The sequence below is a fragment of the Afipia dichlorophenoxyacetatis genome (assembly GCF_055386385.1).
Window position 1 is genome coordinate 2,549,114 of record NZ_AP029250.1, and the last position, 19,612, is coordinate 2,568,725.

Genomic DNA, 19,612 nt, shown 5'->3' on the forward strand with positions numbered 1-19,612 from the left:
ATGAGACTCGCAAGGACACTCATCGTCGCGTTAGTCGCTCTAACCCTGTTTGGAGAGTATGCCATGTCTGCAGATGGATTGATCACGACACGCAGCAGCTTTGGACCGGAAGAGACCATGAAGCGGCTTGAGGCAGAAATCGGCGCCAAGGGCATGACGGTGTTTGCCCACATTGATCACGCTGCCGCTGCTGCTGCCGTAGACCTGCCGTTGCGGCCGACGGATCTCTTGATCTTCGGAGCGGCCAAGGGCGGGACGCCTCTGATGCAATCGGTCCAGACGATCGGCATTGATCTGCCGCTCAAGGCGCTGGTCTGGCAAGATGAGGCCGGAACGACGTATCTCTCCTACAACGATCCTGCCTATCTCGCGCATCGGCATGAACTCGGCGACGCCGCCAAGCCCGTTGTCGAAGGGATGTCGGGCGCGCTGAAGGCGATCGCTGCCAAGGCGACGACGGCTCCGTAAAGCGTACGTCGCACCTGAACAATCAGATGACACAATTCACGTAAGCGTCGCTAGTGTCCCGATTCCGAAGCTCGCACGGGCTTGCGGCTTGCTCAGATGCGAGCTTCGGAATCAAAGGGACACTAGCAAACCTATGATTGTAGTGCCGCTTTTGGATTTGAAGTTCTTCATCGAGCGTGCGGGTTCGTTTGGAAGAACTTCAAATCCGCGGCACTAGACTACTCAACATTCCCGCTTATCTTTGTGCAACACATTCAGTGTATTCGCACACGGAGAGCAGGAGACCAGCATGGCGACGACCCGAGGCTTTACCGGCCGCCCGCGGGCGACGGATCTGAGCAGCCGCATTCCACCGGGACAGCATCTTGAAAAGGGCTTTCCGGTGTTGAGCGCCGGGCCGACGCCGCGCATTCGCATCGCGGACTGGACTTTCACCCTCAAGGTCGGCCCGCGTCCGGTGAAGAGCTGGAGCTGGACTGAATTCAACGCGCTGCCGATGACGCAGATGACACGCGATATTCACTGCGTCACCACCTGGACCAAGCTCGACACCGCGTGGGAAGGCGTTCTCGTGGACGACATCCTGAAAGCGGCGGGCATCGAGGCGCCGACGCCCTATGTGCTGGCGCATTCATTCGACGGCTATTCCACTAACGTGCCGATGCAGGATCTCGCCGGCAAGGCGATGGTGGCACTGCGCTTTGACGGCGAGCCGCTGGATGGCGACCACGGCGGGCCGGCACGGCTGCTGGTGCCGCATCTCTATTTCTGGAAGTCGGCCAAATGGCTCAACGGCCTCCAGTTCACCGAGCGCGACGAAGCAGGTTTTTGGGAATTGCGCGGCTATCACATGTATGGTGATCCCTGGCGCGAGCAGCGCTACTCGGGAGATTGAGTTCACGCATGTCAGAAGGCTCTGTGCGCTGGCAGACCGCCACCGTCATCGATATCGTCGTGCGCACGCCGCGCATCAAAAGCTTCTTCCTGTCGCTCGATCATCCGTTTGAATTTCAGGCGGGGCAGCATGTCGATATCCGGCTGACCGCGCCGGACGGCTATCAGGCAATGCGCAGCTATTCCATCGCCTCCGCCCCGGAACATGGCACTAGTATTGAGCTCGCCGTCGAGCGCCTGGACGACGGTGAGGTGTCGATGTTCATGCACGATGTCATCGTGCAGGGCGACGAGATAGAGGTGCGTGGGCCGCTCGGCGGACATTTCATATGGAAAGTGACCGACGGCGGTCCGCTGCTGTTGCTTGGCGGCGGTTCGGGTGTCGTGCCGCTGGTGTCCATGGTGCGCCATTTGAAGGCCGCGAACCTTGCGGGCTCGACGGTTCCGGTGCTTCTGCTGCTGTCGGCGCGCACGTGGGACGAAGCGCTGTTTCGCGATGAGCTCTCGGAGTTCAACAAAGAGATGAGCGGCTTCACATTTGTGTTGAATCTCACCCGCGAAGCCAGTGTTCGCGGGCAGGATTTCGGCCGACGCATCGATGCTGCGATGGTTGCCGATGTGGTGAAACGATTGCCCGGGCCGCCCCTTCATGTCTTTGTCTGCGGTTCGAACGCGTTCGTCAATGCTGCGACGGACGGCGCGCAGGCCGCTGGAATTCCCGCGGATATGATCAAGACCGAGCGCTACGGCGGGTGAACATGTGGACGTGGGAGTTCGTAAATAATGTCTGAACAACTCGCTCCCACCATCGATCAAACCGCGCTGCCGTCGCCGGGCCGCGCCACGCTTGCCGTCACCATCGGCAACATGCTCGAGTTCTACGATTTCATCACCTACAGCTTTTTCGCCATTCAAATCGGCCGCACGTTTTTCCCGACGCAAGGTGAGTTCGGCAGCTTGATGCTGTCGCTGGCGACCTTTGGTGCGGGGTTCATCACCCGGCCGATCGGCGCGCTCGTGCTCGGTACTTATTCCGACCGTGTGGGCCGCAAGCCTGCGATGGTGCTGAGCTTCACCATGATGGGATGTGCCATCATCCTGCTGGCACTGACGCCATCCTATGAGAGCATTGGTATCGCCGCGCCGATCCTCGCCATCATCGCGCGCATGGTGCAGGGCTTCTCGCTCGGCGGTGAGGTGGGGCCGACGACGGCTTACTTGCTGGAAACGGCAGAGCCACACAGGCGAGGGCTGGCGGTTTCTTGGCAGCCGGCGAGCCAACAGATCGCGGCAACTATCGGCGCGTTGGTCGGCACGATCCTGTCCGAAACTATGAGCAGCGCGGCGCTCGATGCTTACGGTTGGCGCATCGCGTTTCTGCTCGGCGCGGTCTGTCTGCCGTTCGGTTTGTGGATGCGCAGGGGACTGCCGGAGTCGCTGCATCTGCCGGAGAATGAAGGGGACACGCCAGAAGCCGCGGCCAAGGCGGCCGGTGGTGTACGCAATCATCTGCGCCTTTTGATCCTCGGCCTGCTTGTGCTCGCCAGCGGCACGATCATCACTTACGTCACGCAATACATGACGACCTATGCCGAGAACACACTGCATGTGCGGCCGGGGCTCGCATTCGGCACCACGGTGGTCAGTAATGCGCTCGGTCTCGCGGGCGTTCTTTATGGCGGCTGGCTTGCAGATCGTTACGGGCGCTGGCCGATCATGGTGTGGCCGCAGCTTGCGGCGCTGCTGCTGACCTATCCGGTGTTCTTGTGGATCGTGAATACGCATAGCGCGTGGGCGTTGCTCGGCGGCTTCGGCGTGCTGTCGCTGATCGGCAGCATTCCCTATAGCGCGTTCTATGTGGCGCTCGCGGAAGGATTGCCGAAGCATATTCGCGGCGGATCGTTCGCCATCATTTATGCCGTCGCCATTGCTGCGTTTGGCGGCACGGCGCAATTGGTGGTGACGTGGCTCATTCACGTCACCGGCAATGCGCTGGCGCCTGCGTGGTATCTGCTGTTTGCGACTGCCGTTGGCCTCGCCGCCATGGCGCTGATTCGTGAATCTGCGCCGGGGAAGGCCGCTACGTCTGCTTGATCGCTGCCGGCAAGCGGCAAACGATCCTCACGAAAATGATTTGATCGGCCACCGGCCTTTTTCGGCTGGATACCCCCCGCAACCAGCAGTTGGACGTCGCGGGCTGGGATGGCGTGCAGATTCAAAGATATTACTAACCTCTCAAATTGATATTGACAGGTTACGCCGATGCAATGTAACCATATTAATGTCATTAAAGAGGTTATGTTAACTTGGCGGGCATCGGCCTTACCTGCCTCGTCAATCACCGATCGCCGTCGAGCGGCGACATGCTCAAGGAGAGCTCACATGCGCGCCATCGTTCTGGAGAAATTCGGCGGCCTCGACAGCCTGGTTTACAAGGACATTCCAAAGCCGGAGCCGAAGGCCGGCCATGTGGTGATCAAGATCAAGGCGTTCGGCATCAACCACGCCGAGATGCACATGCGTCGCGGGGAGTGGGCGGAAGCCGCGGAAGTGAGCGGGATCGAATGCGTAGGCATTGTCGAGTCCTGCCCCGGCGGTGAGTTTCCTGTCGGCGCAAAAGTAGCAGCCCTCATGGGCGGACTTGGGCGCACCATCAACGGCAGCTATGCGGAATTCACCCGCGCGCCTGTCTCGAATGTGGCGCTGATCGAGTCCGATTTGCCGTGGGCTGATCTCGCCGCCATTCCGGAGACATATGCGACAGCCTGGACCTGTTTGTTCCGCAACCTCGACATCCAAAAGGGACAAACACTTCTGATCCGTGGTGCAACGTCGTCTTTCGGCCAGGCTGCAGTGAATCTGGCGGTGAATGCAGGCGTGCGCGTCATTGCGACATCGCGAAATCCGGATCGTTTCGTCATGCTCGAGGCGTTGGGCGCCCACCGTGCCGAGCGCGAGAGTGCTGATCTGGTCCAACGCCTTCCTGAAACCAAGCAACTCGATGCCGTTCTCGATCTCGTCGGCAACAGCACGATCATGAGCTCGCTCGACATGCTCAAGCGCGGCGGCAAAGCGTGTCTGGCGGGATGGCTGGGTGGTCTTGCGCCGATCCCGGATTTCAATCCGCTGCTGCAAATGTCGAGCGGTGTGTATCTGACCTTCTTCGGCAGCTTCGTGTTCGGCACGCCGGGCTTTCCAGTATCCGACGTTCCGCTCGGTGACATCGCGCGCCAGATCGAGCAGGGCCGCTTCAATGCGAAGCCTTCACGCGTTTTCGATTTCGAAGACATCCGCGAGGCGCATCGCGTCATGGAGGCCAACGAAGCCGGCGGTAAAATGGTGGTGGTCCATCGTTAGTTCTCACGCAGAGACGAGTCGTTGTCATGTATTTCGATGTGGCCACATGGGGTTATTACGCCGCGCTCTGGATCCGCTTGCGGATTGGCGCGGCGGCACCGCGGCCGGCAGGCTGCTGCAACTATCACTTGCGCAAGCGCGGTTCCAACCTCACGGTATCGTGAAGCGAGGCTTATGGCGGGATGGAGCCCTGTATCCGCGCATCGGATTACAGTGTTCGTGGCCGGGCGTTGGAGACGAGGAAAGTACTCATCGCCAAAAAACCTTTGAATAGATTTAGATGAGGCTGTGACCAACTAAGCTCCGATTACGAGGACTGACTTTGTAACCGAAGGAGTACTAGTGATGGTGAAGCCGACAGATGGACAAGTCTTGGACTTGGTTGATTTGGAAAGAGAGATTGAAGCGCAGGTTCACAGTTTTTTACCAATTCGTGAAAACCGCTCTTTGAATGTCGTACCTGCAAAGCCTGGAATGCCGGCACGCGCGATGCCTGATTATGTTCAGCATTGCGACGGTGCCACCGAAATCGGCAAACTCTCGGCAGAAGCTGTAGTCCGCGAATACGAGGCTGCTGCGAAAGAAATCGAGGGCATGGGCGCCGAGCTGATCGAACGCGTCAAGCAATGTGAGACGATGACGAAAAACGCATTCCAAGCCTCCGAGGAAATGAAGGAGACCGCAGCGCGATACCGCGAGGAGGCCAAGCGCATCTTCCTGGAGATTGAGAACTGCACGCGGATGACCGAGGAGGTTCGCAAGACCTGCACGGATCTCAAGGAAAAGATCGCGCAGCCGGTGCCGACTCCTGCAGAGTGAGTTGTGGGCGGCGTTTGCGAAGCGCCGTTTGCCCGTTGATCATGCTGCGGTTTTGATCCGTTCGCGGATCTGTGCAGCGTCCTTGGCGGGCGGCAGGCCAAAGAAGCGGGCGTATTCCCGGGTGAATTGCGACGCGCTTTCGTAGCCTATGTCATAGGCGACGGACGATGCATTCACGATTGGGAAATCAAAAGCTGGCGCGCCTGCAGCAGGCGGATGCGTTTCTGAAACTGGATCGGGCTCATCGCTGTCACCGCCTTGAAGTGACGGTGAAAGGCTGAGACGCTCATGGAGGTCATCCGCGCAAGCTGTTCGACTTCCACGGTTTCAGCGTAATGCGCCCTGATCCAGCGGATCGCCGAGCGTACCTGTGACAGCGCACTGTCCGGCGCTGCGATGTCGCGCAGCATCCAGCCTTGGGGGCCTCGCAGCACGCGATAAAGGATTTCGCGCTCATAGGCGGGCGCGAGCGCTGCAATATCCGCAGGCCGCACCATCAGCCGCAGCAATCGCAACCAGGCATCGAGAAGTTCAGGGGTGACGGTGCACACCGAATAGCCGCCGCGCTGACCGCCGGTATTGGGCTGCACCGGAACATCCATCAAGAGATCCGCGACACGGATCGGGTCGAGCATGAGTGCGATACTCGTATAGGGTCGCCCCGGACCGGCATGATGCACAGTGCCGGTGGCCGGCGTGTCGATCGACATCACGAAATAGTTCGCCGTGTCATAGTGATACACTTGATCGCCGATGTTCAGCGTCTTGCCGCCTTGCAGGATCAGGTTGATCATCGGCTCATAGACGGCGGCGAGCTGATGCTCGGGGACTTCGCCGCGCACCATCACCACGCCGGGAATGCCGGTCTCGGTGCTGCGGTTTTCGGCACCGACCGTTAAACGGCGCATTTCCTCGAGCATTGTTTCCATGGCGGATTTCTGACCCGGCCGTCATCGGCTTTCAAGATCAAAAGCAGGATTAGGCAAACATGCGCCAGCTTTCGGCGGCTCCCGCGATCACGCCTTCTGACAGGTTACGCGCCATCGCAATGTCAGGAGATGGAAATGAAAGTAGTCATCATCACTGGAGGAAGCAGGGGCATCGGCAAATCGGCGGCGCGCGAATGCAGCGCGCGCGGCATGGGCGTGATCGTCACCTATAATAGCCACAAGGCGGGCGCGGACGAGATCGTGCAGGAGATTGAAGGCGCCGGCGGCAGGGCCGTGGCACTTTCGCTCGATGTCGGCAACACCGCGGCCTTTCCCGGTTTTGTCACGGAAGTCGCGCGGGTGCTGCAAGACACGTTCGAACGGACATCGTTCGATTATCTCGTCAACAACGCGGGCTTCGGCGTGTTCATACCGATGACCGATGTGTCCGAGGCGGTGTTCGACAGCCTGTTCAACGTGCACCTGAAGGGACCATTCTTTCTCACACAGGCATTGCTTCCGCTCATGGCAGATGGGGGTGCCATCCTCAACGTGACCAGCGCATCGACACGTGTGGCCACGGCCGGTGTCGCACCCTATGCATCGTTCAAGGGCGGGCTCGAAGTGTTGACGCGCTACATGGCGAAAGAGTTCGGCGACCGCCGCATCCGCGCCAACGCGATTTCGCCCGGACCGATCCGTACCGATCTCGCCAACGGCGCGCTCGATAAATATCCCGAGTTCGCTCAGTTGCTGGCTTCGCAGACCGCGCTTGGCCGTTTGGGTGAGGCGGGCGATGTCGGCAAGATGATCGCGTCGCTACTCTCGGATGATCATGCATGGGTCAACGCGCAGACCATCGAGGTCGGCGGCGGCTATATGATTTGACACCGCTCCATGAATTGATGCGGTGATGCTCTCCGCATCACCTCATCCAGTTGCAACAATGCAGCGGCGATGATATCGATTCCGTATGAAGTCGCTCGCCGCTCATCACCTGATACGTCGCTCCCGCTAATTTGCCGGGGCAGCACGGGTGTGCGGGAGGGCCTTATACCCCCTTAATTGGCAGCAGATGGCTGTTCGCGGGTCGGTTCGAGTCCGACGCCCCGGACCATGCGCGCGTGGAAAATTTTACGCGCACGGTGTTTTTGCACAATCGATCGACGCGCGGTCTCTCGCGTCGCGGTTGTCTTCACTTCAGCGCATCATTGAGCGTGATCGGGGAGGATCGATGACGCTCAGGTATGGACCAGACGGCCCGGCGATTTCAGATACTTCTTTGTAATCGCATCGGCCGCCCAGTAGGCAAGGGCTCCGACAGTGCCCGTCGGGTTATGCGACGGGTTCTGCGGGAAGGCGCCTGAGCCCATCACAAACACATTCGACACATCCCAGCTTTGGAGATAGCGGTTGACGGCGCTGGTTGATGGATCGGCTCCCATGATGGTGCCGCCGGTGGTGTGCGTCGTCTGGTAGGGAACAATCGAATAAGGTCCCTTGCGATAGTTGATGCCGATCTTGTCCGCTTTCATATGCTTCGCGATGTCGGCTGAACGATCGGTACAGTACTTCGACATGTCCAAATCGTTCTTGCTGAAATCGAACGTCATCCGCAGCAGCGGATTGCCGAAGCCGTCCTTGTAGTTCGGATCGAGATCGAGATAGTTGCCGCGCTGGGCAGTGACGCTGCCGAAGGCGGCAATCACGAATGTGCGGTTGTACCAGTGCGCCACCGACTGCTTCCAGCCCTTGCCCCAACGCGGTTCGCCGGGAGGCAGATTGCGGAAATCGATCGGCCGCTGACCCTTGCTCTCGACGCAGAGATAAGAGCCGCCGACGAATCCGAGCGGGCCGTGATCGAAGTTGTCGTAGTTGAAGTCGTCCATGATCATGGCGCACGCACCGGCCCCCATGAACGGGTTGAAGATCTTGTCGTTGAAGTGCGCGGTCACGCTGCTGGACATCTGGTAGGCGTAATTGCGTCCGACGCCGCCTTTGCCGGTCTTGGGATCGTAGATGCGGCCGATGCCGGAGAGCATCATCAGGCGCGCGTTATGCAGGCCGAAGGCGCAGAGCAGCACCATGTTGGCTGGCTGTTCGAACTCGCGACCTTGCGAGTCGACATAGGTGACGCCGGTGGCCTTCTTGCGCGTGGAGTCGAGATTGACCTTGGTCACATGAGAAAGGGTGCGCAGCTCGAACTTCGAGTCTTTCAATAAAGGTGGCAGCAGCGTCGATTGCGGGCTTGCCTTGGCTGACATCTCGCAACCGAAGCGTTCGCAGAACCCGCAGTAGACGCAGGAGCCCATGTCAACGCCTTCAGGATTGGTGTAGGGCTGCGTGACGTCGGAGGATGGCTGAACGTACGGATGGAATCCCATCTCACGCGTCGCATCCTCGAACAGCTTCATCTGGAAGCTACGCTTCATCGCAGGGTTGGGATATTCGCGGGCACGCGGGCCCTCGAACGGATTGCCGCCTTGCTGGATCACACCCTTGATGTTGCCGGCCTTGCCAGCGGTGCCGCAGAGATATTCGAAACGGTCGTAATAGGGTTCGAGTTCGTCGTAGGTAACGGGCCAATCCTGAATCGTCATTCCTTCGGGAATGAATTTCTTGCCGTATTTTTCCTGGTAGTGACTGCGGATCCTGAACTCGCTCGGCGCGAACCGGTAGTGCTGACCATTCCAGTGGACGCCAGCGCCGCCGACGCCGTTTCCGGGGAGGAACGATCCCCAGCGCCGGATCGGAAGTGCGGTCTGGTCGACATTGTTTCGGAAGGTGAGGGTTTCGCGGGACGCGTCCTGCATCAGATCGTGCCGTATAGCGAAGCGAAGTTCGTCATGAATCATGGGCGCGGAAAATTCCGGCGTCGTGTCGCGCATTCCGCCACGCTCGATGGCCACCACATTGAGGCCTGCTTTCGTCAATTCTCTGGCGAGCACGGCGCCGGTCCAGCCGAAACCAACAATGACCGCGTCGACGGATTTCAATTTCGTCGCCATCGGAAATGCTCCTTCGATTTGAGATCGGATCAGCTCAAGTCAGCGATGCTTTGAGGTTCTTCGGTGTAAGGCTTGTTGTAGGTGGTCTCGATGAGGTCGACGAAGTTACCGGTCGCGCCGGAATAGCCGATCATCTTCCACGCGGCCTTGTTGCGGTTGCCGCCATAAGCGGGGTCGCTGAAGAAGCCTTCCATCACGTTCTGATAAAGCAGATCGAGAAAGAGCCCTGCGGGGAGCGGCCCGGAATCCACTTTTCCTGTGCCGAGGCCGTTCAACACCTCGTCGCGCTGATCTTCCGTGATCGATGAAAAGTCCTTGCCGTACGTCTTCGTGCAGTAAGCGTTGATCGCAGGTATCGCGGCACGATAAGCCTCCGCAGGCGAGAGGCGAACCTGCCAGCCTTGTTGAGGCAGGCCCGGATGCCAAGGACCTTGCATGAACATCTTACCACCTTGTCCGAAGCCGCCGGCGAGTTGCTGGTCGATGAAATAGGCAATCCCCAGATCGACGCCGCTGGCGCTTAAGTCATCCGCCGGAATCATATGATTCACCGCGGCTTCGACCCAACTAGCTTCATCGGGATTGAGAAAAGTATAAGTGCGCTTCTCGGGTGGGGTAGACGTTGCAGCCTGCGCAGGTGTCGATGGAGATGCTTGCGCAACCTGCTTTTTGCCCATGTGCATCGCATGTTGCGCAGATGCAGGTTGTGGAGTGATCGATCCGCCAGTTACGCTGGCAACACCAAGAACACCGGCCCCCACAACGAATTCACGACGCTTGATCGTCATGGCCAAACTCGCTTTTCACGTTGAGATGAATGCAGTTTGCAAACGTTCTAAGTTCGTGGAAGTGAATTACTCGCACGATGAAAATGAACGATCTTCAACATCGACGAGGCAAATAAGAATAAAAGGCCTCGCATCGCGCGATATGAAGATGAGATGACATTGGCGTGGCAAAAGAATGACTACCGCATTGCGAACGTAGCCAGATTCCGCGCATGCGTGACCACGACGTAACAGCGAGACTGCACATTCTCTCCCGCACCTAGCCTTATGGGAGAAGACTGATGCGACAGGAATACTCATCGGACACATTACTGAAGCCTGCAACGCTGTACTACGCGCTCAATGTCGAGGCGGGCGTTGGTGCAGAAATAGATCATCGCGCCACTGCGCCCAACGGCATTTCGCGTGCCGCGCGGCATCTCGGAAGCGTCAATTTGGACGCGGCGAAGATGACACCGAAGAGGGATGCTGACGATCAGACGATTTGGTCGAAGGTATTCAACTTCTTCGTTGAAGGTCTTGCGATGGGCGGCGTCTCGCCGCGTCCGGTGGAGGATTTCCTGCAGGACGATCATTGGCCTGAAGAGAAGCAAGAGATCCAGTCCGCGAACGGGCAACACGCGGCCGCGATGTATCCCGTACCGTTTTCATCAGCTGCTCCGAATTGGACTTGGTGGGCATCGTCCCAAGAAGTTGCGATCGCAGTTGGCGAGCATCTGCGCAGGGAGCGGGACATCAAGCGCGCCGTCGATGCGCTCTCCGAACTCGACGACGAGACGCTGCAGGACATGGGCATTCCGCATCGATCGCGGATCGAATATGTCGTGAGGTATTGTCATGATTGCTGATGTGATCAGCCTGACGATCGCAGGATTCAAAGTTTGGCGCGGAGCTTATGCGGCCACCTGTACATGGGGGCGTGCGTCTCAGGTTTTGCGCCAGCTCAAGTGGCCGGTGCACAGCGCGGCACCTCATGTGGTGGTTCAGAAGTTCGCTTCATTTTCTCGGCGAGGCTTTTAAGCGAACTTCTGAACCTGAACCACGCGAGTGTGGCGCGGAGCGCGCTGCACGATGAGGCGAGCTTTGGATTCGGGATACGAGGCAGGCCCGCTGTCATGCGCGGGTGTGCAGCGGCGATGATGCTTTCGTGATCCGGCACGGAAACGTCATCGCCGCTTAACTACGTAAGATCAGAACGGCTCGACGGGCAGGGTAAATGTATAACCGACGCCGCGAGTCGTCTGAATCACGCGCGGTGCGCGCGAATCAGTTTCCAGCTTGCGCCGCAGCCGCAGCACTTGAACGTCGATGCTGCGGTCGAAGATGTCGTCGTGAACGCGCGTGGCTTGCAACAGATGTTCGCGGGTCAGCGGCCGCTGTGGCGCTTCAAGAAACGCCAAAAGCAAAGCATATTCTCCTTTGCTCAAGGTGACCTGCTGCCGCTGCGGATCAAGCAGCCGTCGGTCGCGTCGTTCGAGCCGCCATCCGTTGAAGCGGTAGCCGCCACGTTCGGGGTCGCGGGAGCGGGCGACCCGGCCAAGCTCCTGCCGCCGCAGAATGGCCCGCACGCGTGCAAGCAACTCACGCAGGCCGAACGGCTTGACGAGATAATCATCCGCGCCGAGCTCAAGGCCGACCACGCGGTCGATTTCGTCGACGCAATGACCTGTCATGATGATGACAGGGACATCTGAATGCGACCTGAGTTCTCTCAACAGGTCGAGTCCATCGTCGTCGCCGAGCCGCAAGTCGAGCAGTACCAGGCTCGGCGGTGCTTTGGCAAAGTGGCGATTGAGTTCGCTCCGGTTTGAAGCGGCGCTGACGGGAATGCCTTGTTCTTCGAAGTAGCCGATCACCATGTGTCGGATCGCTTCGTCGTCGTCGACCACAATGATGTGGCCAAGCTTGTTCAGCTCGTCGCTCATGTCGTCGTTCGTTCTCCCAGCATTGGGGAGCATCAAGGCCGAGGTCGCGGATTTCATGGCGGCTCCAGTCACGCTTCGCCCCAAGCGCGTGATAGCTCGTGATATAAGCATCGATCGCCCAAGATATGGGCGAAATTTGAACGATTCTGACTTTCTCTGATTGCGTGTGCAGATGATGCCGCGCGCGCACGCCAAGCACGTGATGCGGAGCAACTCAGCTAAAGACAAGCCATGGCGAAATGGTGGCGCGGACGGTTACAGCCGTAACACGCGCCACGCCCGACGGAGATGAGGCTGCAACGGCGCGTGCGTGATCATCTCTCGCGGAGAACATGTGTGAGTGCTGGTCTGTGCATCTGCGCGCCGTTGTTTGTATTCCGGCCGCGCGGCAAGGAAAATTAGAGGTTGCGATTGGCGAGGATCTAGCGTCGGGTCAGCTTGTGGAGCAGGTTGTCCAGCGTCGGCGCCACTCCTGTTTCGCGGACCCACTCCTCGAACAATTTCCTGATCTCGCCCGGCGTCAGACCGAACTGCCGGCGGAATGCACGGACAAAGGTGGAGTCGCTGCTGAACCGAAGATCGACAGCAAAATCGATCAGGCGCTTGCCCTGTGATGCCGGCGAAATAAGCAGCATCAAGGCGCGATTGAGCCTTTGCTCCTGCACGTAACGCGCAAGTCCGCCGTCGTCTTCGAAGAGGCGATAGAGAGTGGCGCGGGAGATCTCGAAATGGCGGCAAAGATCGCTGGCAGTCAGCGGGCTTTCGAGATCGGCCGCGATATGGCGCTTGATCATCGAAAGATACAGATGGCGCTCGGCCCGCTCGACGCCATGCTCTGTGTCGGCGGTGCAGCCTGCTGCCGCGGCCATGATATCGGCCATCGCCTCGATGGCGGCCTCCAGACTGCCGGCTTCGGGCACGGGGGGCTGCCATAGCGCAGCGAAGTGGCTGGCCAGAAGCCGCGCGTGGGAGTGGCTTGCCGGTAGGAATGACGCCGCCGCCGAATCCGGATTCGCCAGCCGCCGCGCCAGCACGGCGCGTGGCAAGATGATCGACATCAGCCGGGCGCGCTCTGTGCCCACGCCTGTCAACCTTGTCCGGTTTGGTTGCACCATGTCGACCAACCAGATGTCGCCGGGGTTCATGTTCAGCTCCCGCCGGCCGGAGCTGAACCACATCTCGCCATGCAGGCACAGGGTTACGTGATAGTGATCGAGGCCGCCGCGGGCGATGTGCGCGGGGGTGCGGTCGTATTCCAGTGCGGTCGAGGCGGAATCGACGATTATGGCGTTGCCGGTCATCATCGTGAGGGTGGTGATATGGAAGTCATCTTCGGCGGTGAGGGGATTTACGTCACAGATGTCTGCCGTCGCCGCGCGCAACCGCTCCAGTGCATGCGCCCCGTACTCAGGATAGGTCGCGGGGGCGTCCGTCACCTCGTCAGCCGATATAGTCTCACTCACGTCCGCATCATCACTTAAAGAAGCCCGCGGTCCGATTTTAACATTCGCATCCCATTGAAATGGGCTCCCTTGCGAATGTCAGAACCTAAGAACGAGCGCCACACCAGTATGGCTTGTAACTATCTGAAAATCATCGTGCAAGCGAGAGCGTGGTTATGCCTGACAGAGTTTTGGAGAGGGGGCACGGTGCGTCTTGGGACGGCCGTCTATAGCGCTTTTTCAAGCGGCTCCGATGCTGGCGGGCCTGGCTTCTCGGAGCCTCGCCGTGGCGGTCTCGGCGGATAGTGCCGGTGCGAAGGATGGCTAAATGGTGGCGAAGATGTTACAGCAGTAATACACCCAGGTCTCGTGGTGACGATGCTGTAACGCGCGCCCGTCATTGTCCGTGATGCGGTGTGAGCGCGTGCACTGGTCTGCGCGTCCAAGCGCCGTTGTTTGTATCCCTGCCATGCGGCAAGGAAGTCTACAGCCATTGCAGACCAGCGCCCATATCGTGATCAGCATCAGAATGAGCGGCAGGGTGGATCCAAACGATATCGATCGCATCGAAAGTATTGCGTGGGCGCCCGAGCACTTTGGTGTTCGGAGCGCGGTTTTGGTCGTGGCCGTCGGCTTTCTCGCAATCCTTGGATCGATGTTCTCTTTTTCGCTCTGCACTGCGCAATCCGTCACGCCAATGCCCGAGGCGAGTTCTGCCGTTAGTGAGCCGATCACACCCATTCCTGATCCGCCGGAGATCGATCCGTTGAAGGTTTCGCTCGGGAAGCAACTGTTCAACGATCCGAGACTCTCTCGCGGCAACAGTCACAGTTGTGCGTCATGCCATGATGTGCTGACCAATGGCGCGACTAAGCAGAGCCACGACCTTGGTCTCGATGGTGCGATGCTGGAGTTCAACACGCCGACCATGTTCAACGCTGCGCTCAGTTTTCGTTTTGGTTGGCGCGGTGCCTTCCGGACATTGCAAGCTGATACAGCTGCATCGCTCACGTCCCCGCACATTATGGGCATCACGCTCGGCGATGCCGCAACGAAGCTCCATGCCGACCCGGAGATCCGCCGTGCTTTCATTGAGGCTTACGCAACAGGGCCGGACGCAGACAATATTCTTGATGCGCTCACCAGTTATGAGCGCACGCTGTTGACGCCCAACAGCAAGTTCGACCGTTGGCTGAAAGGCGACGCGAATGCGCTATCGGCTCAGGAGCTGAAAGGCTATCATCTATTCAAGTCACTCGGCTGCGTGTCCTGTCATCAGGGTGTGAATGTCGGCGGCAATCTGTTCGAGCAGAGCGGCGTATTCACTGCGCCGCCTTCGAGTCCTCCGGATGTTTTCCGTGTACCGAGCCTGCGCAACGTCGCCGTGACGCCTCCTTACTTTCACAACGGCAGTACATGGACGCTCGATGGGGCGGTTCGCCGGATGGCGCGCATCCAGCTCAACACAGCGCTGCCGAACGAAGATATCGCGGCAATTGTCGCCTATCTCAACACATTGACGGGAGAGTATCAGGGCGCTCCCGTTCGGGCCGCGCCATGAAGTCGAGCCATTATACCAGTATCGTTGTCCTGCTGCTGCTTGGCGCGCTGACCTGGCTGCAGTTCAGCGGGCTGAATCTCAATTCCCCCCGTTATGACCAGGAGATGCGAGCGCTGGAGGATTTCCTTCGCTTCGAGCGCGGGCTCCATCGCGAGGTGTTGACGGCGCGAGCAGGGCTGTCGCGCAATTACGATGCGCTGGTGCGCATGAGCGATGCTGTTCAGGATTCTCTTGAAAGGCTGCGCAAGGCGGCTGGTCCCAATGCGCCTGAGGCCCCGGCCATCGGCGCGCTCGAGGATCGCGCGAATCGAGAGTTTACTCTGATCGAGAAATTCAAGACCAAGAATGCACTACTGCAGAACTCCGTTGTTTATTTCGGAGTGCTGACCTCGCGTCTGCTTGCATCCGATAATAAGCCGGTGGCGGGCGCCGCGACACGGCTTGCCGGCGCGATGCTGCTGCTCACTATCGACACTTCGCAGACGACGGTGGAGGACGTGCAGAACAGGCTCCACGAGTTGTCCGCCGTCGACCGGACACCGGATGACAGTGACGCTATCGCCGCCATTCTCGCCCATGGGGGAATGCTGCGGACCCTTCTGCCTGACATCAACACGTTGTTGAGGGCGCTGATCAGCGAGGCGGATAGCCGACAGCAGGATGTCCTGCGGTCGATGATCTTCCAGCGTCAGGTCGCAGCGCGGACCTCAGCACGGAGGTACCGCGTTTGGCTCTATGCGACATCGCTGCTGCTGGTGGTCTTCCTGGTGATTCTTGCGCTTCAGTTGCGTAAGCGCGCGGTGGCGCTGCGGCGGCAGGGCGCCTTCGAGCGTATGATCACGAATATCTCCATGGGGTTCATCAGTTCGCAGCATCACGAATTGGCGACGTCCGTCGAGCGGGCGTTGCGCAGGCTCGCCAAATTCATTGACGCGGATCGTGCTTATTTCGTGCTGGCGGAGCCTGCGCTTGTCTATCATTGGACACGCAACGGTGCGGAATTTCCGAAAGACTGGTCCGCGCCGATGCTGGACCATGCATTTCGCCTCGATGCGGGCAAGGACGGCATCATCCGCACCTCAAGCTTCACCCCGGCGCATGCACCGGAGCGAGATTTGCTCACGACGACTGGGCTGCAGAGCTGGCTCTGCGTTCGCAGCATCGGCAAGCGGGTGGATGCCATCCTGGGATTCGATGGCCTAAACGCCCGTGCGCTCGGCTCCCGGGATGATTTCGCGCTGTTTCGCATGGCGTTTGATGCGATCGCCAACGCTGTGGACAGAGCGTTGCTCGAACAGGAGAAAGAGAAGCTGGAGGCAAACCTGCAGCGCGCCGAGCGGATGGAGACCATCGGCACCTTCGCCAGTGGCATCGCCCACAACTTCAATAACATCGTAGCGGCGATTCACGGATACACCGAGATCGCGGAGACGCGCATCGCGCTTGGGAAAGACCCTGGCAAGAGTCTGATCGAAATTCATCGTGCCAGCGAGCGGGCGCGCGAACTCGTCGAGCAGATCCTGCGCTTTGGCCGCCGCGGCGAGGGCAAGCGGCGGGCAGTATCCGTCAAGACGCTTGTCGGCGAAGCCGTCTCGTTGCTGAAAGCCTCTTTGCCGCAGCACATTTCTCTTGCGGTGGCCGACACCTCCGACTCGGCCATGCTCTCCGGTGAGGCCGCGCAGCTGCAGCAGGTCATCCTCAATCTCTGTAACAACGCGGCGCAGGCGATGGCGGAGCCAGGCACCATCGAGATCCACATCAGTTCAGAATATCTGGTGGAGGCGCGCCAGATCGGGCGCAAATGGCTGCCGCCGGGGCGCTTTACCACGGTTGTAGTTTCCGATCCTGGCAAAGGCATGGATCGGGCGACAATGGAGCGGATCTTCGAGCCATTCTTCACCACGCGCTCCGACGGCAACGGCCTCGGTCTTGCGACGGTGCGGGAAATTGTCGAGGACCATAAAGGGGCTATCGACGTGCAAAGTACGGTCGGAGTGGGGACGCGCTTCACGATTTGGCTGCCGTCCGATTATGCGCCGCATGTGATTACGCCGCCCGCTCAGCACGCTGTGTCCGATGCCGACTTCGGCAGGGCTGTACTGGTGCTTGATCCCGATCCGGCGCGTCTGCTGCGTCATGAGGAAATCGTCGCGGCCCTGGGCTTCGAGCCCATCGGATTCACGACATGCAAGGATGCTGAGGCGGCGTGCAGCTCGGGCGAGACCGATTTCGATGCGGCGCTGGTGTTTCATAAGACAACCGACTCCGCTTTGACAGGAGCAGCGCTGTTGCATGCGGCCGTGCCTCACCTTCCGATTGTCCTGGCCGCATCATCGGCGCGTGATTTCGACGCTACGCAACTTGCAACCTCGGGCGTCACGGAGCTGGTGCGTTATCCATTGACATCGACCGATCTGGCTGACGCTTTGTCACGCTGCCTCGTGTCATCGGGCAAGCTGGTGTGGCTCAGCCAGGATCACCGGGCCTGCATGAACCAGCCGGCAATTGCCACCAAGGCGCAGATCACGGCCACGATCCAGAAATGAAACCTCTCGCGCCGCCGGCGCTCCGGTCCGAGCCACTTGGCGTTGAGATCTGCGTTCATGCGCGCGAATGCTTCGGCGTAGATCGGATGGCGCAACGCGTAAGTGCGCTTGACCGTCCTGTAGAGCGATGAATCGTCGTCACCGAAGTCGAAGCTTCGCGTGATGCTGGTTTGGGGCGGGATGCGGCGATACTGGTTTGTGCTCCAACTGTTGCGGAAGCAGGCATAGGAGCCGAGCAGGAACAACGCGCCGAGCCCAAGCAAGAGGATGTCCGCAGTAGTCAATTGACGGTACATGTGTCTTAGCACCTGCGCGCCGAGGTAAAGCGCGATCGCCAACATGCCGTAACCTGGAAGGGCCTCCTCCGTGAGAAGCAAGCTCTTTGCCCGTTCGCCCAATATGGGCGCCTGTTCTTCGGCGCGATGCTGTGCGGCGCAGCTACCGCAAAACAGTGGTGTCGCCCGTGTGACCCTGATGCCGCTGGCGGCAAAACATGACAGCGCTGTTACGCCGTTGCGCCAGGCCCGATCTGGACGCCGCTCATTCCCTCGACGATGTCGGAGGAGCGCGTATCGTACTTCGGCAAGCAGGTTCCTATGCAGCGGCCGGGTCAGCCGACGGAACTGGCCACGGCCTATGTGATGCTGGCTGACCCGCTATCCAGTTACGTCTCGGGTGCCACCATTGCGGTGACCGGCGGCCGCCCTATCATCTAAGTCCCTGGAACGTTGCGATAAGTGTGCCGTTTTCCCACTGGCACATCGCAGTTTTAAAGGGAGTCGAGCAATGGGTTTGGCAAGCTATGCCATTGTGGAACACCGAGGTGGGTGGGTGATCCTGCACGATGGTGAGGCGGAAGGTGACTTTGAGACCAAGGAAGCTGCATTTGAATCGGCAGTCTCAGCGGCGTCTCTCGCGGTCCGGCAGGGGCATGAGGTTCATGTCAGTGTGCCGGGTCGCGAAGTTGGCGAAACAGCGCTTGGGCACCACTAACCGCTTCGAAGAGAGTGACGCATATTGCTTGGTTACGGATCGGAACGAATGGCCATGCTGTTTGAGGACTCCCTGCAGATAGCGTGGGATTATCTCGAACGGCTTGGAGAAATCGAGGAGCCCGCGACCGCGGCACGCTATCTCGCTGAGACGATCGAACGAAGGCTGCGGTCCGGCGAGGAGCACCGAATTTTATTGTCGAACCATGCGATAAATGACTATCGGCGGTTTGTTCAGGACAGACGTCGCCGCCATGGTGACCGCTTGTAAAGCCATTATGCCGCCATCGAAACGGTGATTCAGCCGCTATCGCCTCGGGTGTCTCGGTTGGCGCGATGGAGCGAAGCCGGTCGCTCGCCGGATGAGCCGTTCAACCGCCACGCCGATGGTAAAACCGGCTAATACGTCGCTCGTCCAATGCGCCAGGATCACGATCCGCGAGAGCGCTAGCGTTGAGGCCGCCGTCCAAACCGCGTTGCGGTATCTCGGCGGCAGTGCCGTCGCGGCGGAGGCGAGCGCGCCCATATGGACGGCATGTCCTGAAGGAAAGGCGTCTTTTGCTTTCCCGGATGTCGGAATACCACGCCGGTGAGCGCGAAGAAAACGGCGATCAGGCCGTGTCTGGTTGAAGCCTCGCTTCAGGAGATGCGGAAGAACGGCCGACGCGACAGTGACTGCGAGGATATGATTGGCCGCAAGCCGCAGCGAGGGCTTTTCCTCACGCGCATAAATCCAGAACGCTCCTGCCAGCGCGATGAGGAGCTTTTCGTCTGCGCCATATGTCGCTGTGCGTGCGAGGAATTCCGGCAGTGGCTCCGCATGCTCTGCGACGGCGTTCGCAATCGTGATGTCGAGCTTCGTGGGTGAGACCTTGATCGGCAT

18 protein-coding genes, 1 tRNA gene and 2 pseudogenes are annotated in these 19,612 nt (G+C 59.5%); 14 read left to right on the forward strand and 7 right to left on the reverse strand.

Going from position 1 to position 19,612, the window contains the following annotated elements:
* The 6 genes from ACZ5C3_RS11825 to ACZ5C3_RS11850 all read left to right on the forward strand — a co-directional run bounded on the left by ACZ5C3_RS11825 (position 1) and on the right by ACZ5C3_RS11850 (position 5,538).
* Entirely contained in the window at positions 1 to 468 is a 468-nt protein-coding gene (locus tag ACZ5C3_RS11825; protein ID WP_464037848.1) for a DUF302 domain-containing protein, read from the forward strand.
* Between the two features lie 289 nt (positions 469 to 757).
* Complete coding sequence (locus tag ACZ5C3_RS11830) at positions 758 to 1,363, forward strand: sulfite oxidase-like oxidoreductase (RefSeq protein ID WP_464037849.1); 606 nt, start codon at positions 758 to 760, stop codon at positions 1,361 to 1,363.
* 8 nt (positions 1,364 to 1,371) lie between these two features.
* Positions 1,372 to 2,118: an FAD-binding oxidoreductase gene (locus ACZ5C3_RS11835; RefSeq protein ID WP_464037850.1), complete on the forward strand. Its 747-nt coding sequence runs from the start codon at positions 1,372 to 1,374 to the stop codon at positions 2,116 to 2,118.
* Between the two features lie 27 nt (positions 2,119 to 2,145).
* Complete coding sequence (locus ACZ5C3_RS11840; RefSeq protein ID WP_464037851.1) at positions 2,146 to 3,456, forward strand: MFS transporter; 1,311 nt, start codon at positions 2,146 to 2,148, stop codon at positions 3,454 to 3,456.
* Positions 3,457 to 3,744: 288 nt separating this feature from the next.
* Positions 3,745 to 4,719, forward strand: coding sequence for a zinc-binding alcohol dehydrogenase family protein (locus ACZ5C3_RS11845; protein ID WP_464037852.1), 975 nt, complete (start codon positions 3,745 to 3,747; stop codon positions 4,717 to 4,719).
* A 345-nt stretch (positions 4,720 to 5,064) separates the two neighbouring features.
* Complete coding sequence (locus tag ACZ5C3_RS11850; protein WP_464037853.1) at positions 5,065 to 5,538, forward strand: hypothetical protein; 474 nt, start codon at positions 5,065 to 5,067, stop codon at positions 5,536 to 5,538.
* 39 nt (positions 5,539 to 5,577) lie between these two features.
* Here the strand turns inward: ACZ5C3_RS11850 and ACZ5C3_RS11855 are convergent.
* Positions 5,578 to 6,467: pseudogene (locus tag ACZ5C3_RS11855) on the reverse strand (AraC family transcriptional regulator).
* Positions 6,468 to 6,602: 135 nt separating this feature from the next.
* Between ACZ5C3_RS11855 and ACZ5C3_RS11860 the strand changes: the two are divergent.
* Positions 6,603 to 7,355: an SDR family NAD(P)-dependent oxidoreductase gene (locus tag ACZ5C3_RS11860; protein WP_464037854.1), complete on the forward strand. Its 753-nt coding sequence runs from the start codon at positions 6,603 to 6,605 to the stop codon at positions 7,353 to 7,355.
* A gap of 134 nt (positions 7,356 to 7,489) precedes the next feature.
* Positions 7,490 to 7,584, forward strand: a tRNA-Ile gene (locus tag ACZ5C3_RS11865).
* A 124-nt stretch (positions 7,585 to 7,708) separates the two neighbouring features.
* On the opposite strand, the gene ACZ5C3_RS11870 is transcribed toward ACZ5C3_RS11865, so the two are convergent.
* Positions 7,709 to 9,475, reverse strand: a complete 1,767-nt coding sequence (locus ACZ5C3_RS11870; protein ID WP_464037855.1) for a GMC family oxidoreductase — start codon at positions 9,473 to 9,475, stop codon at positions 7,709 to 7,711.
* A gap of 29 nt (positions 9,476 to 9,504) precedes the next feature.
* A complete protein-coding gene (locus ACZ5C3_RS11875) occupies positions 9,505 to 10,263 on the reverse strand; it encodes a gluconate 2-dehydrogenase subunit 3 family protein (protein ID WP_464037856.1) in 759 nt (252 codons plus the stop codon).
* Positions 10,264 to 10,544: 281 nt separating this feature from the next.
* Between ACZ5C3_RS11875 and ACZ5C3_RS11880 the strand changes: the two genes are divergently transcribed.
* The gene (locus tag ACZ5C3_RS11880; protein WP_464037857.1) at positions 10,545 to 11,111 is read left to right on the forward strand and encodes a DUF1127 domain-containing protein; all 567 of its coding nucleotides are present in this window, start codon (positions 10,545 to 10,547) and stop codon (positions 11,109 to 11,111) included.
* Positions 11,112 to 11,453: 342 nt separating this feature from the next.
* Here ACZ5C3_RS11880 and ACZ5C3_RS11885 read toward each other — a convergent pair whose 3' ends face one another.
* Together ACZ5C3_RS11885 and ACZ5C3_RS11890 are read right to left on the reverse strand one after the other, a co-directional pair.
* Positions 11,454 to 12,188: a response regulator gene (locus tag ACZ5C3_RS11885; protein WP_464038323.1), complete on the reverse strand. Its 735-nt coding sequence runs from the start codon at positions 12,186 to 12,188 to the stop codon at positions 11,454 to 11,456.
* 422 nt (positions 12,189 to 12,610) lie between these two features.
* Positions 12,611 to 13,651, reverse strand: a complete 1,041-nt coding sequence (locus tag ACZ5C3_RS11890; RefSeq protein ID WP_464037858.1) for a helix-turn-helix domain-containing protein — start codon at positions 13,649 to 13,651, stop codon at positions 12,611 to 12,613.
* A 508-nt stretch (positions 13,652 to 14,159) separates the two neighbouring features.
* Between ACZ5C3_RS11890 and ACZ5C3_RS11895 the strand changes: the two genes are divergently transcribed.
* Both ACZ5C3_RS11895 and ACZ5C3_RS11900 read left to right on the forward strand, forming a co-directional pair.
* A complete protein-coding gene (locus ACZ5C3_RS11895; protein WP_464037859.1) occupies positions 14,160 to 15,191 on the forward strand; it encodes a cytochrome-c peroxidase in 1,032 nt (343 codons plus the stop codon).
* Positions 15,188 to 17,737, forward strand: a complete 2,550-nt coding sequence (locus ACZ5C3_RS11900) for a two-component system VirA-like sensor kinase (RefSeq protein WP_464044730.1) — start codon at positions 15,188 to 15,190, stop codon at positions 17,735 to 17,737. The genes ACZ5C3_RS11895 and ACZ5C3_RS11900 overlap by 4 nt, the downstream gene beginning before the upstream one ends.
* Here ACZ5C3_RS11900 and ACZ5C3_RS11905 read toward each other — a convergent pair.
* Positions 17,668 to 18,114, reverse strand: coding sequence for a hypothetical protein (locus tag ACZ5C3_RS11905; protein WP_464037861.1), 447 nt, complete (start codon positions 18,112 to 18,114; stop codon positions 17,668 to 17,670). The two genes, ACZ5C3_RS11900 and ACZ5C3_RS11905, sit on opposite strands and share 70 nt — an antisense overlap.
* A gap of 123 nt (positions 18,115 to 18,237) precedes the next feature.
* Between ACZ5C3_RS11905 and ACZ5C3_RS11910 the strand changes: the two are divergent.
* From ACZ5C3_RS11910 to ACZ5C3_RS11920, 3 genes and pseudogenes are all read left to right on the forward strand, one after another.
* Positions 18,238 to 18,453, forward strand: a pseudogene (locus tag ACZ5C3_RS11910) (SDR family oxidoreductase); the annotation flags it as partial.
* Between the two features lie 70 nt (positions 18,454 to 18,523).
* Complete coding sequence (locus ACZ5C3_RS11915) at positions 18,524 to 18,730, forward strand: hypothetical protein (protein ID WP_464037862.1); 207 nt, start codon at positions 18,524 to 18,526, stop codon at positions 18,728 to 18,730.
* 48 nt (positions 18,731 to 18,778) lie between these two features.
* Positions 18,779 to 19,000 (forward strand): hypothetical protein, encoded by a 222-nt coding sequence (locus ACZ5C3_RS11920; protein WP_464037863.1) that lies wholly within the window; start codon positions 18,779 to 18,781, stop codon positions 18,998 to 19,000.
* Positions 19,001 to 19,036: 36 nt separating this feature from the next.
* Here the strand turns inward: ACZ5C3_RS11920 and ACZ5C3_RS11925 are convergent, their stop codons facing one another.
* Positions 19,037 to 19,612, reverse strand: coding sequence for a phosphatase PAP2 family protein (locus tag ACZ5C3_RS11925; RefSeq protein WP_464037864.1), 576 nt, complete (start codon positions 19,610 to 19,612; stop codon positions 19,037 to 19,039).

Bases quoted from the DNA above. Each gene is read 5' to 3' on its own strand.
- ACZ5C3_RS11880 (WP_464037857.1), top strand. From the start codon at position 10,545: ATGCGACAGGAATACTCATCGGACACATTACTGAAGCCTGCAACGCTG.
- ACZ5C3_RS11835 (WP_464037850.1), top strand. From the start codon at position 1,372: ATGTCAGAAGGCTCTGTGCGCTGGCAGACCGCCACCGTCATCGATATC.
- ACZ5C3_RS11825 (WP_464037848.1), top strand. From the start codon at position 1: ATGAGACTCGCAAGGACACTCATCGTCGCGTTAGTCGCTCTAACCCTG.
- ACZ5C3_RS11900 (WP_464044730.1), top strand. From the start codon at position 15,188: ATGAAGTCGAGCCATTATACCAGTATCGTTGTCCTGCTGCTGCTTGGC.
- ACZ5C3_RS11895 (WP_464037859.1), top strand. From the start codon at position 14,160: ATGAGCGGCAGGGTGGATCCAAACGATATCGATCGCATCGAAAGTATT.
- ACZ5C3_RS11840 (WP_464037851.1), top strand. From the start codon at position 2,146: ATGTCTGAACAACTCGCTCCCACCATCGATCAAACCGCGCTGCCGTCG.
- ACZ5C3_RS11850 (WP_464037853.1), top strand. From the start codon at position 5,065: ATGGTGAAGCCGACAGATGGACAAGTCTTGGACTTGGTTGATTTGGAA.
- ACZ5C3_RS11925 (WP_464037864.1), bottom strand. From the start codon at position 19,612: ATGCCGATCAAGGTCTCACCCACGAAGCTCGACATCACGATTGCGAAC.
- ACZ5C3_RS11870 (WP_464037855.1), bottom strand. From the start codon at position 9,475: ATGGCGACGAAATTGAAATCCGTCGACGCGGTCATTGTTGGTTTCGGC.
- ACZ5C3_RS11875 (WP_464037856.1), bottom strand. From the start codon at position 10,263: ATGACGATCAAGCGTCGTGAATTCGTTGTGGGGGCCGGTGTTCTTGGT.
- ACZ5C3_RS11830 (WP_464037849.1), top strand. From the start codon at position 758: ATGGCGACGACCCGAGGCTTTACCGGCCGCCCGCGGGCGACGGATCTG.
- ACZ5C3_RS11860 (WP_464037854.1), top strand. From the start codon at position 6,603: ATGAAAGTAGTCATCATCACTGGAGGAAGCAGGGGCATCGGCAAATCG.
- ACZ5C3_RS11845 (WP_464037852.1), top strand. From the start codon at position 3,745: ATGCGCGCCATCGTTCTGGAGAAATTCGGCGGCCTCGACAGCCTGGTT.
- ACZ5C3_RS11915 (WP_464037862.1), top strand. From the start codon at position 18,524: ATGGGTTTGGCAAGCTATGCCATTGTGGAACACCGAGGTGGGTGGGTG.
- ACZ5C3_RS11885 (WP_464038323.1), bottom strand. From the start codon at position 12,188: ATGAGCGACGAGCTGAACAAGCTTGGCCACATCATTGTGGTCGACGAC.
- ACZ5C3_RS11920 (WP_464037863.1), top strand. From the start codon at position 18,779: ATGGCCATGCTGTTTGAGGACTCCCTGCAGATAGCGTGGGATTATCTC.